We start from the raw sequence: 13,097 nt of genomic DNA, 5'->3' as shown, positions 1-13,097 counted from the left end.
GTGATGAGCGATGCGTGAGTCGACGGTGACGATCCACGACGTCGCGCGCCACGCGGGCGTCTCCGCCGCGACGGTGTCGAACTTCTTCAACTGGCCGGACAAGCTCTCGGACCGGATGCGTTCCCGGGTCGAGACGTCGGTCACCGAGCTCGGGTTCGTGCCGAGCATGCCTGCGCGGCAGCTGCGCCGGCAGCGCAGCGGGATCGTGGGCCTCAGCGTCGTCAACGCCTCCAACCCGTTCTTCGCGGGGATCGCGACGGCGGTGGAGCAGGTCGCCGACGACGCCGGGCTGTCGGTGGTGGTCGGCTCGTCCCACGAGTCCGCCGACCGCCAGGAGAAGTTCCTGACCCTGTTCGAGCAGCTCCGGTTCGACGGCGTGGTGGTGGCGCCGTCGGACGACGAGCTGGAGCCGCTGCGCCAGCGCCGCGACCGCGGCACCCCCGTCGTCCTGGTGGATCACGAGGACCCGGACGGCCGGTTGTCCTCAGTGTCCCTGGACCACCGCGAGGGCGGGCGCATCGCCGCCGAGCACCTCGTCACCGCCGGGCGCACGCGGCTGCTGTTCGCGGGAGGTCCGGAGGGCGTGCGGCAGGTCGCCCGCCGGCTGGAGGGCTGCCGCGAGGTGGTGTCGGGCATCGCCGGCACGCGGCTCGAGGTGGCCCGGTCCGCCGACCTGGACCTCACCGACGGCGAGGAGATGGGTCGCTGGATCGCGGGCCTCGAGGCGGCCGACCGCCCCGACGCGGTGTTCGCGGGCAACGACCTGCATGGGATCGGCCTGGTGAACGCCCTGGTCGCCGGTGGTGTGCGGGTGCCGGACGACGTCGCGGTGGTCGGGTACGACGACATCCCGTTCGCGGCGCGCGCGGCCGTCCCGCTGACGACCGTCCGGCAGCCGATCGCCGAGATGGGCCGGGCCGCGGCGCGGCTGCTGCTCGACGAGATCGCCGAGCCGGGGCGCGAGCCGCGCGACGTCGTCTTCCCGCCCGAGCTCGTGGTGCGCGGCTCGGCACCCTGACCGGACCGCTGCAGGCCCCGCCCCGGCACCTCCCCCGGCACCTAGGGGTGGGTCGGGTGCTCGTGGTCCGGGTGCGTGTCCGGCTCCACCTGGAACGTGGTGTGCTCCACGCCGAAGTGGTCGCGCACGCAGTCCTGCAGCTCGTCGAGGATGCGGCCGGCGTGCCCGTCACGGAAGCAGCCGGAGTCCACGACCACGTGCGCCGAGAGCTGCGGCAGCCCGGTCGCGATGAGCGAGGCGTGCACGTCGTGGATCTCGCGCACGTGCTCGACGCGCTGCAGGTGGACACGCACCTCGCCGAGGTCGAGCCCGGGCGGGGTGGACTCCAGCAGCACGGCGGCGGTCTCGCGCAGCAGCCGGACCGCGCGTGGCACGATGAGCGCCCCGATCACCAGGGCCGCCACGGTGTCGGCGTACTGCCAGCCGGTCGTGGTGATGACGACGGCGGCGACGATGACGGCGAGGGAGCCGAGCGCGTCGTTGAGCACCTCCAGGAACGCGGCACGCAGGTTCAGGCTCGCCGTCCGGCGCGAGGCCAGCACGGCCAGCGCGGCGACGTTGCCGAGGAGCCCGATCACGCCGAAGACCACGAGCTCGCCGCCCGGGATGTCGGGCGGGTCCTGCAGGCGTTGCACGGCCTCGACGATCACGAAGACGCCGACGGCGAGCAGCACGGCCGACTGGGCGAGGGCGGCCAGGACCTCCGCGCGCCGGTATCCCCAGGTGCGCTGCGCCGTCGGCGGCCGCTGGGAGACGCGTGCCGCGAGGAGCGCGATGCCGAGCCCGCTCGCGTCGACCAGGAGGTGCACGGTGTCGGTGAGCAGCGCGAGGCTGCCGGTCAGGACGGAACCGACCACCTGCGCCACGACGATCGACGCCGTGATGCCGAACGCCACGGCGAGGCGACCCTGGTGACCGCCTTCGGGCGGTCCGTGACTGTGGCCCATCAGTCGTCATCCTCCACGAGCTCGCCCTCCCACGCCTCGAGCCCTTCGTGCACGGCGAACGCCGCGACGGCGAACCCGGCCACGGGGTCGATCCAGGCCTGGCCCGTCCACCAGAAGGCGAGGAGGCCGGCGAGGGTGGCGACCGACAGCCAGACGCACACGCGGGTCTCGGCGGCGTCGGCGAGGACGAGCGGGTCGCCGAGCGCGCGACCGACGCGGTACTTCGCCGCGGCGAGCACCGGCATGATCACGAGCGAGGCGACCAGCACGCCGAGCGCGACGGGCGAGGTCTCGGGCTCGGCGCCCACGACCAGCGCGCGGACGCCCTGGGCGGTGACCCACGCCGCGAGCAGGAAGAACGTCGCGGCGACGGCGCGCAGGGTGCGGCGCTCGCGGCGCAGCTCGGCCGGGTCGGGCTCGACAGCGTCGTGCTGGTCAGGGCGCTCGCGGCGGCCCGTCCCGGCCACGCCCACGGCGGCGCCGCGCCGCAGGCGTGCGGACAGGCGGAGCGCCACCAGCACGGCGGCGGCGGTCTCGATCCCGGAGTCGATGCCGAACCCGATGACGGAGACGAGCCCGGCCGCGACGCCCGCGCCGACGGCGACGACGCCCTCGACCACGTTGTAGGCGATGGTCAGCTGGGCCAGGTGCAGGCCGCGCCGGGTGAGCGCAGTCGTCGTCGGCGCGGCGGTGGCGCTCATGCCACGGCCGCGGGGCGGTCGTCGGACGGCGTGCCGGTGGCGCAGGTGCAGTCCGGCCCGCAGCAGTCGGGGTCGACGGCGAGGGTGAGCCGCAGGAGGTCGCCGAGCGCGTGGGCCAGGTGGGGGTCGCAGAGCCGGTACTCGGTCCGGCGACCGTCGCGTCGGGTGGCGACCAGCCCGCAGCCGCGCAGGCATGCGAGCTGGTTGGACATCACCTGGCGTGACACGCCGAGCTCGTCGGCGAGGTCGGCGGGGTAGGCCGGACCGTCGCGGAGCGCGAGGAGGATGCGCGTGCGGGTCGGGTCGCCGAGGGCGTGCCCGAGCCGGGCGAGCGCGGCGGTGTGGGTGAGTGTCACGGTCTCCATGCGGGCCACAGTACATGGTTCCCTGTATTCAGTAGCCCGTGTATCGACGAGCTACCGTCCCAGCACCCCGGAGAGCCAGTCGATCGTCGGTGCCAGGAGCTCGGCGTCGAAGCGCGGGTCCGAGTGCTCCGCCCCCTCCAGCCAGGTCACCCAGGGTTCGGCCCCGCGGGCACGCAGCGCCTCGACGAGCAGGCGCGACTGCCCGGGCGCGACGGTGCAGTCGGCCGTGCCGTGCGCGATCGCCACGGCGGGCAGCGGCGGGGCGTCCTCGCCGCTCGCGGCGCCGTCGGCCCCCGCGGCCAGGTGCGGCAGCGGGCCGGCCAGCGCCGCGAGGTCCGGCGCGGTCCGCACGGGGGAGCCGACGTACCGCGACTCGGGCGAGTCGTCCGCGGAGTGCGACGAGGGGGCGCAGCCGATCTCCGCCGCCTGCTCGTCCATCGCGAGGAAGTCCGTCGGGCCGAACCAGTCGACGACGGCGGCCACGGGCGGCGTCGGCCCGGGCGCGTCCGGCGACGCCGAGTCCCAGGGTGCGGCCCGCCCGGACAGCGCGCCGACCACGCAGGCGATGTTCGCCCCGGCGGACTCGCCCCACAGCACGATCCGGTCCGGGTCCAGCCCGGCCTCGGCGGCGTGGCGGCGCAGGTGGCCGACGGCGGCCCGCGCGTCGTCGACGGCGGCCGGGAACGGCGCCTCGCCGGACATCCGGTAGTCGATGCTCGCGACGGCGAACCCGGCGGCGAGCAGCGGGCCGACCTTGGGGCCCACCATGTCGCGAGAGCCGTAGTACCAGCCGCCGCCATGGATGAACACGACCACCGGGGCCGGAGCGGTGGGGGCGTCGGGCAGCCACAGGTCGAGATGCTGGCTGGGGGAGCCCGCGGCGTAACCGACGTCGGCGACGGTGGGCGAGGGAACGTCGGTGGTCACGGTCCGACGCTACCGTGACGCTGCAGGTGGCGACGCAGCTCCCGGCGGGCACGGTGCAGGCGGGACTTCACGGTGCCGACGGGCACGCGCAGCGTCGCGGCGACCTCGGTGTCGGGCAGGTCGTCGACCAGCGCGAGGCGCGCCACCTGACTCTCCGCGGGGCCGAGGAGTGCCAGGGCGTCGACCAGCGCCATCCGGTCCGCGACCCCCGGGGCGTGGTCCGGCACGACGTGCCCGCCCCGCGCGGCGGCGGAGGCGGCCTGGACCAGCAGGCGGTCGTGCCGCAGGCAGCGGCGGCGCTCGTTGGCGCACAGCCGCGAGGCGACCGCCCGGAGCCACGGCCACGCGGTGGTCTCGACGTCCACGCTGGTGCGCCGTCGCCAGAGCGTGGTGAAGACGTCACCGGCGACGGCGGCGGGGTCCGCGCGCGCGACACCTCGCAGGTGGCCGGCCACGGAGCGCAGGACCTGCTCGTGATAGCGGCGGAAGAGCAGCGAGAAGGCGTGCTGGTCGTCGCCACGCACCCTCGCCCACAGCTCGCGGTCCGTCGCGTCGGCGCGCATGGCGGACCTCCTGCCAGGTGTCTCTGGGCGCCGCCCCGTGCGGCACGCACCCCAGAGTGCAGTGCGCAGCCCCGGACCGCAAGCGTTTCGCTGACCTTCCGGTAGGTCAATCGACCGTGGGAACCGGTCTCAGGGTGCCCGCACGCCGTCGAGGACGACGTTCCACAGGCCGTCGAGCCGGTCGACCGGGTCGGTCGGGTCGGCCACGCGCCGCGCGAGCTCCTGCATGCCCAGGAACGTGGCGACGAGCTGCCAGGCGAGGGCGTCGACGTCGACGCCGGGCCGGACCTCGCCCGCTCCGACGGCCCGGTCGAGGCAGCGGCGCACCACGGAGATCCAGCTCGTGAAGGGGTCCGGCAGCTCGGCCGTGGGGCCCTGCCGGGTCAGCCGTACGGCAGCCCGCAGCATGACGTCGTCGCGGAACAGGCCCGCGACCTCGACGGAGAGCCGTTGCAGCGCGTCGAGGCCGGTCAGACCGTCGTCGTCGAGCGACCGCAGGATGGGTTCCCAGACGTCCGCGCCGGCCAGGGCCACCTCGGCGGCCAGCTCTGCCTTCGACGCGAAGTGGAAGTAGACCGATCCCTTGGTGAGACGCAGTCTGTCGGCAATCCGGGCGACAGAGGTCGCGGAATAGCCGTGGGCGTCGAACTCCTCGGCCGCGGTCCGCATGATCGCCGCACGCGTCGCTGCCTTCTGTCGCTGTCTTGATGTTGCGGCCACCGATGTTCCTTCGCTGCCGGCCGGTGCGGGGACGCCCGGAATGGCGGCGTTCCTCCCCGGACGGTAGCGCGATCGGAATGGTGGTCCCGCACGGCGCGCGGACCGAATCGCAGAACGCTCGGGCGGCGGTGTCGAAATGTCCGTTCGAATCGTCGCGAACCGGAATTTCACTGACCGCACAGAAGGTCAGTCAATTGCTCAGGCGGATCTCACCACGGGCGACGACCAGCCGGTCCTGCAGCACGGAGACCTCCACCGCGTCGTCGCCGGCCGTGGCGTAGACGTCCGGCCGGGGCGTGTACTCGACGAACCGGTCGATCGCCATCGAGACCCCGACGGGCGGGCGCCCCGGCCGCAGCAGCGCGGCGGCCCGCAGCGCTGTCGCGACCAGCGTGTGCCCGGACAACCGGTCCAGCGTGGGGTCGACCTGCGCCGGGTCGTCGGAGTCCCAGCCGATCCGGCCCAGCAGCCGGTCCCCGCGCTGCTGCAGCACGCTGAGCGGGGACGCGTCGTGGCGCTCGGGTGCCGTGCCCAGCGGCGGCGCGTCGCCCCGCACGAGCGGGTAGGTCTCCGGGTCGATGCACTGCACCGAGCCGTTGCCCAGCGCGATCTCCCGCGACCCCACCCGCAGCGTCAGCGACGCCTCGAAGGCATGGGTGAGGCCCCGCCGCAGGCGCCGCGTGTGCAGGTGGGCGAACGCTGTCGCCCCGAGCGCGCCGCTGTCCGGCAGTCGCGGCGGCCGACCGGTCCACCGGAACGCGACCCGGCGCAGGCTCAGGTGATGGTCCGCGGGGATGCCGAGGCACTGGCGGGCCAGGACCACGCCGACCTGGCGGACCACCTCGAGGCCCGTGAGGAACGGGACGACGCCCCCCGCCGGTGGACCCGGCCGCGCCAGCAGCCGTACCGGAAGGTGCCACGTGTCCGTGCCGGCCGCCGTCGCGCCCCCGACCTGGACGCCGTCGGACCCGCCTGCCTCGCCCGCGGGCGCGCTCACGGACGTACCTCTTCCCATGTCCCCATACATCTTGGATGTCCGGCCGGCGCGGATCGGTTCGCCTCAGGCGCCGGGACGGACCAGTCCCGTCTCGTAGGCGAGCACGACCAGGGCGGCACGGTCGCGGGCTTCGAGCTTGGTGAGCAGCCGGCTCACGTACGTCCGCGCCGTCGCCGGGGAGAGGAAGAGCTCCGCGGCGATCTCGGCGTTCGTCAGGCCGCGCCCGACGGCGCCGAGCACCTCGCGCTCACGCTCCGTCAGGGCGTCGAGCTCACCGCCGCCAGCCGGTGGGGCCCCGGCCGTCACCGCCCGCATGACGCTCGCCGTCACGGCCGGTGACAGCAGCGAGTCGCCGGCGTGCACGGTGCGGACCGCGTCGCGGAGGTCCGACGGCGTCACGTCCTTGAGCAGGTAGCCCGCAGCCCCCGCGCGGATCGCCGCGAACACGTGCTCGTCCTCGTCGAACGTGGTCAGCACCAGGACCCGGACGTCCCGCAGCGCGGGATCGGCGACGATCTCGCGGGTGGCTTCGATGCCGTCCAGGTGCGGCATGCGGACGTCCACGAGCACCACGTCCGGTCGTGCACGGCGCACGAGGGCGAGCCCCGTACGGCCGTCCGCCGCCTCGCCGACCACCTCGATGTCTCCGTCGCGCTCCGCGAGGGGGCGCAGCCCGGCACGCACGAGCTCCTGGTCGTCGACGAGCACGATCCGGATCACGCGTCCAGTGTGGCGGACGCCGGGCCGGGACGCCGGTCCCCGGCCCGGCCGCGTGCGTCACGAGGCGGCCCGGCCGATCCCGTCGAGCACGGTGAGGTCGTCGTCTTCGAGCTGCAGCGCCGCCGCGGCGACGTTCTCCTCCAGGTGCCCCAGGCTCCCCGTGCCGGGGATGGCCAGGACGTGCCGACCACGGTGCAGCGTCCACGCCAGGCGGACCTGGGCGGGCGTCGCCTCATGGGCTGCGGCGACCGCCTCGACCGCGGTGCGGCCCCGGTCGTCGGCCCGCGTCGCGCCCGGGATGGCGCCCGGGACGGACGCACCGACCGAGAAGAACGGGACGAACGCGATGCCGAGCTCCCCGCACCGGTCGAGGAGGCCGTCGTCGTCACGCTCCGTCAGGCCGTACCGGTTCTGCACGCAGACGACGGGCGTGATCTCCAGCGCCTCGTCGAGCTGCTCCGGCAGGACGTTCGAGACGCCGATGTGCCGGACCAGCCCCGCGTCGCGCAGCTCGGCGAGCGCGCCGACGTGCTCCGCGATCGATCCGGGCTCGGGTGCCAGGCCCGTGCCCCAGCGCAGGTTCACCACGTCGAGCTGGTCGAGGCCGAGCTGGCGGATGTTCTCCTCGACGTGGCTGCGGAGCTGGTCGGGGCGGGCGTACGGCTCGAACGCGCCGTCCCGCGACCGGGCGGCACCGATCTTCGTGGTGATCACCAGGTCGTCCGCGTACGGCTGCAGGGCCGTGCTGATCAGCTCGTTCGCCGAGCGGGTGGGGAGGAAGTAGAAGGCGGCGGTATCGATGTGGTTCACGCCGAGCTCGACGGCGCGGCGCAGCACGGCGAGGCCGTCGGCGCGGGAACGGGGGGCCGGGGCGCCCAGCGTGCCGATGAGCCGCATCGCACCGAACCCGAGGCGGTTGACCGTGCGGTCGCCGAGGCGCCAGGTACCGGCTGCCGCCGGGTCGAGGGTGGTGGTGGTCGTGGCGTTCGTCGTCATGACCGCAGCATCGAACGGCTCCCCGGGGTGCTCACAGCGATGGCAGCTTGTTGCCGACCGTGGCAGGACCTTGTCACCAGGAGCAGAATCGGAGCATGCAGACCGGTGAAGCCGTCTCGATCGTCCGCGGCGACGAGGAGCTGCTCGCGCGCACGTCGCACCTCTTCGCGACCGCTACGGAGATCGCGTGCGCGGCGAACGGCCTCGGGACCTGGATGCTCACGCACGCTTCCGAGGACCTGGACGCCCTCGCTCGCGCCCGGCGGGGCCACGTCCGCGTCCGGAAGGTCTACCGGCCGGGAGTGCTCATCGACCCGGTGTCGGCCCAGGGCCTCCGGCGCGTGCGTGACCGGCACGGGGCCGAGATCCGCATCACCACCGACGAGCTCAACGAGACGATCCTGTTCGACCGCCGGTTGGCGATCCTGGCCGGGGACCTGAGCGGGGGGCGACGCAGCTACAGCGTGATCACCCAGTCGGAGGCGGTGCAGGGAATCACCTCCCTCTACGAGGCGGTCTGGCGCTCGGCCACCGATCTCGACGTCTACGACGCGGGGATCGCCGAGATCCGCGAGCTCGCCCCCCGGGTGCTGGACCTCCTCGGACAGGGGGTCAAGGACGAGGTCGCCGCCCGTCGGCTCGGTCTCGGCGTGCGCACCTACCGGCGCCGGGTCGCCGAGCTGATGGATGCTCTCGGAGCCGATTCCCGTTTCCAGGCCGGTGTCCGCGCCCGGGAGCTCGGCCTCGTCTGAGTCGAGCAGCGCTCGCAACCAGTCGTCCACGCGGTCGACAACGCCGCGCTGCCCCTGCTCGTGCTGCTCACCGGGACGTCCGGCCCCGCCGACTGAGGGCGTCGGGACGGTGGCCCACCGCGGCGCACGCGGGCACGCAGCGGCCTAGCCCTCCAGGCGGGCGGGGAGCTCTGCCAGCACCCGGAACCCGCCCGTCGGCGTGTCGCCGGCGCTGAAGGTGCCGCCGAGGAGCGCAGCCCGCTCGGCCATCCCGGCGATCCCTGCGCCGGTGCTCTGCCCGGTCCCGGCCGCCGCGCCCGAGCCCGTGCCGTCGTCGGACACCGTGATCCGCAAGCGCCCGTCGCTGACGACGAGCCGTACGTGCGCCGACCGCGCCCCGGAGTGCCGCAGCACGTTCGTCAGCGCCTCCTGCACGATCCGGTAGGCGGCGGCGTCCACGGTGGCGTCGATCGAACCGGCGGGGACCTCGACGCGCGTCGACACGGCCAGGCCGCTCGCCCGCGCCGGTTCCACGAGCGCGGCCAGCCCCGCCGGCCCGGTCGCCGCGGGCAGCATGTCCCGGTGGTGGGTGCCGGGCCGTTCGTCGCGCTCGCCGCCGGGCCCGCCGCCCGGCCGCAGCGGTCGCCGCAGGACCTTCACGGTGGCACGGAGCTCGTGCAGGGTGCCGGACGTCGCCTCGCGGACGTGCCGCAACGCGGTCCGGGTGGCGTCGTCGTCGCGTCCCACGGCCTCGGTGGCGACGCTCGTGTGCAGGGCGACGACGGACAGGTTGTGCCCGACGACGTCGTGCAGGTCGCGGGCGATGCGCATGCGCTCGGCCTGGAGGCGTTGGTCCGCGGCGCGTGCCTGCTCGGCCGCCGTCAGTGCGCGCACCACCTCGGTGTGCCCGCGGGCCACCCGAGCCAGTCGCACCGCGACGCCCAGTGCGATGGCCGCGGCCACCAGCGCGACGTTGGTGACGAGGTCGTAGACCGTCAGGTGGGCCGACGGGTCGTCGTCCGTGACGCGGAAGTAGGTGGCCACCACGATGAGGACCGCGCCCGCACCCACCGCAGAGCGGGTGCGGTCCAGCTCCGCCGCGGAGTACAGGGCGGCCACGGCGGGCAGGGCCATCCCGATGGGGGCGAGTCCGAGCGCGTAGTACGCGAAGATCGCCACCACCGTCGCCACGAGCAGCACCACGGGTGCCCGACGGCGCAGCAGCACCAGCGCTCCGAACCCGGCGGCGAAGAGGTACGCGGCCGCGCCGTGCGGGTCGAGCCCGCCCGACCCCCCGTCCGCCGCGGCGGCGTCGGCCGCGATCATGACGGCGATCACCAGGGCCATCGTGAGCCCGAGCACGACGTCGGGCACCCACGGGGACGGCGTCGCGGTGCGGGCACCGGCGTCGTCGTCGACTGCGGGGGCGGTCCTGGGCACGAGCCCCAGCGTAAGTCTGCCGGGCGGCGCTCGCCCTTCCCTGAGCGCCCGCTCAGGGACGGTCGGGGTCTGGTGTCGCCCCGGGGCGACACCAGGTGACGCTCCCGGGCCGATGTGGGCGGGCGGGCCCGCCAGCGAACGTGGGTGGCATGACAGCACAGCACCCTTCCCCGCACCCTTCGAACCACTCGTCCCAGCCTGCGCCCGGGCGGCCCGACGGCATCCGCTGGCCGCTGGTCGCCGGACTGGCCGCGATGGCGCTGCTGTGGCCGCTCACCGGGCTCACCGGGGTCGGCGGCAGCGGACCCGGCCGCGCGTTCGCCATCATCGGCATCACCGCCGTCGTGTGGATCGGCGTGGTCGGGTTCGGCCGCGTCGCGCGGCCCGTGCTCACCCTGACCCTCACGGGACTCGCCTTCGGGATCGTCGCGACGGCCACGTCGATGCTCTTCGGCGGCCCCGGCCTGCTCGGTGACGGCGCGGCGGCGTGGACGGTGGTGCCCGCGCTCGCGATGGACACCTTCTGGGGGTTCGTCGCCGGGCTGCTGGCGCTCGCGGTGCAGCGCGCCCGGGCGGGGGCGGGCCGATGACCACCCGACGCTGTGGGTGCACGACACGCCGCAACGTCGCCCGGCTTCACGGCGTGTCGTACACCCACAGCGTCGGTGAGCGAGGGCACCGCCGCGCCGTCGTCGGGGGCGCTGCCGGCGTCGTGGCCCTCGTGCTGCTCGCCGCCGGGTGCGGTGCGATCCCCGGTTCCGTGACCTCCGTGGACGACGTCTCGTTCGACCAGGAGCTCGCGATCCCGCCGCTCGCGGAGTCCGAGGTGATCGACGGCGTCCGGACGTTCTCGTTGACCGCGCAGGAGGGCACGACGTCGTTCGCCCCCGCCGTCGAGCCCGGTACCGAGACCGAGACGTGGGGGTTCGACGGGGCGTACCTGGGACCGACGCTGCGCGCCGAGCGTGGCGAGCGGGTCGCCGTCGACGTCGCCAACGACCTCGATGAGGCCACCAGCGTGCACTGGCACGGCATGCACCTTCCGCCCGAGATGGACGGTGGCCCGCACCAGGAGGTCGAGCCCGGAGGCACCTGGCACCCCACCTGGGAGATCGACCAGCCCGGCGCCACGCTCTGGTACCACCCGCACCCGCACGGCGCGACCGAGGAGCACGTCTACCGCGGCCTCGCCGGGATGTTCATCCTGGACGACGACGCGACCCGCGCCGCCGACCTCCCTGCGGAGTACGGCGTCGACGACGTCCCGGTGATCGTCCAGGACAAGGTGTTCGACGACGCAGGCCAGCTCGAGCTGACCGACGACGGCGCAGAGCCCGGCACGCTCGGCGGCGTGGTGATGGCGAACGGCACCGTCGGTGCCTTCCACGAGGTGACGACCGAGCGGGTGCGCCTGCGGCTGCTCAACGGGTCGACGGCGCGGACCTACGCCTTCGGGCTGCCCGACCGGTCGTTCGACCTGGTCGCGACCGACGGCGGCCTGCTGGAGGCGCCGCTGGAGCTGGACCACGTGCGGCTCGCGCCCGGTGAGCGGGCCGAGATCGTCGTGACGATGGAGCCGGGGGAGACGACCCGTGTGGCCTCTGCCGAGGCCGACCTGGGGAACGTGGCCGCACCCTTCGCGATGGGCGGCAACGACGCGTTCGACGTGCTCGAGCTGCGGGCCGCCGACGAGCTCGAGCCGTCGCCCGAGCCGGGGTGGGGGCCGTCGCGGCACGCGGAGGCCGACGCCCTCGAGGTGTCCGACGCGACCGTGACCCGCACCCTCGAGCTCGACGAGCGCCGGATCAACGGCGAGCTGATGGATATGAGCCGCATCGACGAGGTCGCGACCGTCGGCGACACCGAGATCTGGGAGGTCCGCAGCACCGTGCCGATGCCGCACAGCTTCCATGTCCACGACGTGCAGTTCCGCGTGGTGTCGATCGACGGCGAGGGGCCGCCGCCGGAGCTCGCCGGCCCGAAGGACACCGTGTACCTGGAGCCGCGGAGCACGTACCGGCTGCTCATGCGGTTCGAGGACTACACCGACGACGCGGTGCCGTACATGTACCACTGCCACATGCTGCGGCACGAGGACGAGGGGATGATGGGCCAGTTCCTCGTCGTGGAGCCCGGCTCGGAGGCGACGCCCGGTCCGCTCCGAGGCGCCGCCGTCGGCCACGCCGCCCACTGACCCCTCCCGCCCCGCCCGTCGCTGTGGGTGCACGACACGCCGCCGGCCCGAGCCTCGGGGCGGCGTGTCGTGGACCCACAACCGAGAGGGGGGTGGGGCTGCGTGGCAGGCAGCTCGGCGTGGCACCATCACGGCGTGCCCCGACTGAGCAGACCCGAACTCGACCTCGTGGCGCTCGCCGCCACGCCGCAGCCCGACCTCGACGTCCCTGTCGTCGGGGCACGGCTGAGACCGTGGGACGTCGGTGACGCGCCGGCCGTCCGCCAGGTGTATGCCGACCCGGCCGTCCGGCACTGGCACTGCCGCACCCTGGACACCGACGCCGAGGCGCGCGAGCTGATCGAGAGGTGGCGGTCCGCCTGGCCCGGCAACCGCATCGAGTGGGCCGTGGTCGACGCCGACGACGATCTCCTGGGCCGGGTCGCGATCAAGACGACCGACCCCGACGGCGTGGCCGACCTCGGGTACTGGACCGTGCCGCGCGCGCGAGGCCGCGGCATCACGCCGGCGGCCGTCGAGGTGGCCTCCACCTGGGCGTTCGACGTCGGCTACCACCGGCTGCAGCTCGCGCACTCGACGCAGAACTCGGCATCGTGCCGTGCGGCGACCAAGGCCGGCTTCCACGCCGAGGCGACCCTGCGCGAGTCGGTGCTGCACGCCGACGGGTGGCACGACATGCACCAGCACGCGCGGTTCGCCTAGGCGCGGCGTCCCCTCCCGACGCTGTGGGTGCACGACACGCCGTTGGCTCGATGGCCAGTACGGCGTGTCGTGCACC

The 13,097-nt window shown here is 74.5% G+C and carries 15 protein-coding genes; 5 read left to right on the top strand and 10 right to left on the bottom strand.

The genetic code is table 11. The features are described 5' to 3' along the window. Window positions 1–10 precede the first annotated feature (10 nt). On the top strand, window positions 11–1,018 hold the full coding sequence (locus tag ACH5HR_RS06370) for a LacI family DNA-binding transcriptional regulator (RefSeq protein WP_416476829.1): 1,008 nt from the start codon (window positions 11–13) through the stop codon (window positions 1,016–1,018). 41 nt (window positions 1,019–1,059) lie between these two features. Here ACH5HR_RS06370 and ACH5HR_RS06365 read toward each other — a convergent pair whose 3' ends face one another. The 9 genes from ACH5HR_RS06365 to ACH5HR_RS06325 form a co-directional block, all read right to left on the bottom strand. After that, window positions 1,060–1,965: a cation diffusion facilitator family transporter gene (locus tag ACH5HR_RS06365; RefSeq protein ID WP_402373064.1), complete on the bottom strand. Its 906-nt coding sequence runs from the start codon at window positions 1,963–1,965 to the stop codon at window positions 1,060–1,062. Next, window positions 1,965–2,666 carry a cation efflux transmembrane domain-containing protein gene (locus ACH5HR_RS06360; RefSeq protein WP_416476828.1) on the bottom strand — a complete coding sequence of 234 codons (702 nt, stop codon included), beginning with the start codon at window positions 2,664–2,666 and terminating at the stop codon, window positions 1,965–1,967. The genes ACH5HR_RS06365 and ACH5HR_RS06360 overlap by 1 nt, the downstream gene beginning before the upstream one ends. Continuing rightward, window positions 2,663–3,031 (bottom strand): ArsR/SmtB family transcription factor, encoded by a 369-nt coding sequence (locus ACH5HR_RS06355; protein ID WP_416476826.1) that lies wholly within the window; start codon window positions 3,029–3,031, stop codon window positions 2,663–2,665. The genes ACH5HR_RS06360 and ACH5HR_RS06355 overlap by 4 nt, the downstream gene beginning before the upstream one ends. 51 nt (window positions 3,032–3,082) lie before the next feature. Then, window positions 3,083–3,958 carry an alpha/beta hydrolase fold domain-containing protein gene (locus ACH5HR_RS06350; protein ID WP_416476825.1) on the bottom strand — a complete coding sequence of 292 codons (876 nt, stop codon included), beginning with the start codon at window positions 3,956–3,958 and terminating at the stop codon, window positions 3,083–3,085. Continuing rightward, window positions 3,955–4,521, bottom strand: a complete 567-nt coding sequence (locus ACH5HR_RS06345; RefSeq protein ID WP_402373074.1) for an RNA polymerase sigma factor — start codon at window positions 4,519–4,521, stop codon at window positions 3,955–3,957. The genes ACH5HR_RS06350 and ACH5HR_RS06345 overlap by 4 nt, the downstream gene beginning before the upstream one ends. 129 nt (window positions 4,522–4,650) lie before the next feature. Next, window positions 4,651–5,241 carry a ScbR family autoregulator-binding transcription factor gene (locus tag ACH5HR_RS06340; RefSeq protein ID WP_416476823.1) on the bottom strand — a complete coding sequence of 197 codons (591 nt, stop codon included), beginning with the start codon at window positions 5,239–5,241 and terminating at the stop codon, window positions 4,651–4,653. Between the two features lie 190 nt (window positions 5,242–5,431). Continuing rightward, window positions 5,432–6,238: a hypothetical protein gene (locus tag ACH5HR_RS06335; RefSeq protein WP_402373080.1), complete on the bottom strand. Its 807-nt coding sequence runs from the start codon at window positions 6,236–6,238 to the stop codon at window positions 5,432–5,434. 63 nt (window positions 6,239–6,301) lie between these two features. Beyond that, complete coding sequence (locus tag ACH5HR_RS06330) at window positions 6,302–6,958, bottom strand: response regulator transcription factor (protein ID WP_416476821.1); 657 nt, start codon at window positions 6,956–6,958, stop codon at window positions 6,302–6,304. A 57-nt stretch (window positions 6,959–7,015) separates the two neighbouring features. After that, the gene (locus tag ACH5HR_RS06325) at window positions 7,016–7,954 is read right to left on the bottom strand and encodes an oxidoreductase (RefSeq protein ID WP_416476819.1); all 939 of its coding nucleotides are present in this window, start codon (window positions 7,952–7,954) and stop codon (window positions 7,016–7,018) included. 95 nt (window positions 7,955–8,049) lie between these two features. Here ACH5HR_RS06325 and ACH5HR_RS06320 point away from each other — a divergent pair, with 95 nt between their 5' ends. Beyond that, on the top strand, window positions 8,050–8,706 hold the full coding sequence (locus ACH5HR_RS06320; protein WP_402373086.1) for a DNA-binding response regulator: 657 nt from the start codon (window positions 8,050–8,052) through the stop codon (window positions 8,704–8,706). A 144-nt stretch (window positions 8,707–8,850) separates the two neighbouring features. Here ACH5HR_RS06320 and ACH5HR_RS06315 read toward each other — a convergent pair whose 3' ends face one another. Next, entirely contained in the window at window positions 8,851–10,125 is a 1,275-nt protein-coding gene (locus ACH5HR_RS06315; protein WP_402373089.1) for a sensor histidine kinase, read from the bottom strand. A 149-nt stretch (window positions 10,126–10,274) separates the two neighbouring features. Here ACH5HR_RS06315 and ACH5HR_RS06310 point away from each other — a divergent pair, with 149 nt between their 5' ends. The 3 genes from ACH5HR_RS06310 (at window position 10,275) to ACH5HR_RS06300 (ending at window position 13,021) form a co-directional block, all read left to right on the top strand. Beyond that, the gene (locus ACH5HR_RS06310) at window positions 10,275–10,715 is read left to right on the top strand and encodes a hypothetical protein (RefSeq protein WP_416476818.1); all 441 of its coding nucleotides are present in this window, start codon (window positions 10,275–10,277) and stop codon (window positions 10,713–10,715) included. Between the two features lie 53 nt (window positions 10,716–10,768). After that, complete coding sequence (locus ACH5HR_RS06305) at window positions 10,769–12,319, top strand: multicopper oxidase family protein (RefSeq protein ID WP_416476816.1); 1,551 nt, start codon at window positions 10,769–10,771, stop codon at window positions 12,317–12,319. 135 nt (window positions 12,320–12,454) lie between these two features. Next, window positions 12,455–13,021, top strand: coding sequence for a GNAT family N-acetyltransferase (locus tag ACH5HR_RS06300; protein ID WP_402373097.1), 567 nt, complete (start codon window positions 12,455–12,457; stop codon window positions 13,019–13,021). The last annotated feature ends 76 nt before the right edge of the window (window positions 13,022–13,097 follow it).

The sequence above is a fragment of the Isoptericola maris genome, assembly GCF_048065335.1.
Taxonomy (GTDB): domain Bacteria; phylum Actinomycetota; class Actinomycetes; order Actinomycetales; family Cellulomonadaceae; genus Isoptericola; species Isoptericola rhizosphaerae.
The sequence above is the reverse complement of the archived record's forward strand: the minus strand, read 5'-3'. Positions and strand labels throughout refer to the sequence as shown.